Origin of the sequence: Pseudomonas sp. JV245A (assembly GCF_032424515.1) — a bacterium.
Lineage (GTDB): Bacteria > Pseudomonadota > Gammaproteobacteria > Pseudomonadales > Pseudomonadaceae > Aquipseudomonas > Aquipseudomonas protegens.
In genome coordinates, this window is sequence record NZ_VYKE01000430.1 from 1 (window position 1) to 955 (window position 955).

At 66.6% G+C, this 955-nt stretch carries 2 protein-coding genes; both read left to right on the plus strand.

The window, feature by feature from the left end; translation table 11 throughout:
* On the plus strand, nucleotides 1-613 hold a 613-nt coding region (locus F6S12_RS32230; protein ID WP_315869920.1), incomplete at its 5' end, for an ABC transporter permease.
* 9 nt (nucleotides 614-622) lie between these two features.
* The coding region (locus F6S12_RS32235; RefSeq protein ID WP_315869921.1) for an ATP-binding cassette domain-containing protein at nucleotides 623-955 on the plus strand (333 nt) is incomplete at its 3' end.

Sequence of the window (955 nt, forward strand, 5' to 3'; positions counted from 1 at the left end):
CAACGGCGAGTTGCCGGTCAACCTGCTGGCCAGCCTGGGCCGAGCCAGCGGCGGCCTGCTGCTGGGCACCCTGGCCGGGGTCATGCTGGGAGCCCTGATGGCCCTCTCGACCCTGGCCAACCGCCTGATCGGCCCGCTGTTCCATTCGATCCGCCAGGTGCCGATGCTCGGCTGGATTCCGCTGATTGCCATGTGGTTCGGCAACGGTGAGTTTTCCAAGATGCTGATCGTCAGCCTCGCGGCCTTCTACCCCATGGTGCTCAACACCTACCAGGGCTTTTGCCAGGTGGAACGGCGCTACCGCGAGGTCGGCCAGGTGCTGGTGCTAAACCCGGCGCAGCGGCTGCGGCACATCCTGCTGCCGGCGGCGCTGCCGAGCATTGCCACCGGCCTGTTGCAGGCCCTGGCCTTTGCCTGGGTGACAGCGGTGGGCAGCGAGCTGTTCCTGTCCTCCGGGGCCGGCCTGGGCAACCTGATGATGAACGCCGAAGCCGGCTCACGCATGGAAGTGATAGTGCTCTGCGTGCTGTGCATCGGCCTGTGCGGCTACCTGATGACATTGCTGCTGACCCTTTTGAGCCGCCGCCTGCTGCGCTGGCGCCCTACCCGTTAAGGCCTCCCCATGAATGCGATCGCCCAACACGCCCCGCTCCCCACTCATCTCCACGCCCGGACCGGGGCGTTACAGATCCGCGGCCTGAACAAGAGCTACCGGATCCAGGGCCAGGCCCTGCCGGTGCTGCAAGGCATCGACCTGGACGTCCAGCCCGGAGAGTTCGTCAGCATTGTCGGTGCCAGCGGCTGCGGCAAATCCACCCTGCTGCGGCTGATCGTCGGCCTGGAGGGTGACTATCAGGGGCAGATGCTGCTGGACGGCAAGCCGGTGACCGGCACCAGCCTGGAGCGGGGCATCGTGTTCCAGGACCATCGGCTGTTTCCCTGGATGACCCTGGCC